Origin of the sequence: Oscillibacter acetigenes (genome assembly GCF_025567605.1) — a bacterium.
GTDB classification, from domain to species: Bacteria; Bacillota; Clostridia; order Oscillospirales; family Oscillospiraceae; genus Oscillibacter; species Oscillibacter welbionis.
The window spans coordinates 1-318 of sequence record NZ_JAOQKG010000008.1; the positions used below are offsets into that span (position 1 = coordinate 1).

Sequence of the window (318 nt, forward strand, 5' to 3'; positions counted from 1 at the left end):
ACTTCTGGCTGTCCACGTCCAGGGTGCTGGACTCACGCAGGAACTGGATGTAGTTCGCCACATCCACGTCCAGGTGGGTGCAGTCCGCGCACAGTCCAGTGTGCAGACGGGCCGCGCAGCGGGGCCCCAGGTCACGGCCGATGTTGGTGGCGCCGATCAGGAACGCCTCGGGCTTCAGCTCCTCGATCACGTCGCAGATCACCTTGGCATAGGCATCGGTGTTGTAGACGGCCAGCAGGGGGCTCTCGCACACCAGCACCTTGTCGGCGCCGTAGCCGCCCAGCTCCTTGGCAGCGGACTCGATGCCCTCGCCTCCCA

General features: G+C 66.0%; 1 pseudogene. It reads right to left on the reverse strand.

What is annotated here, in order from left to right:
- Positions 1–318, reverse strand: a pseudogene (locus OCV80_RS15095) (acryloyl-CoA reductase electron transfer subunit beta); the annotation flags it as partial.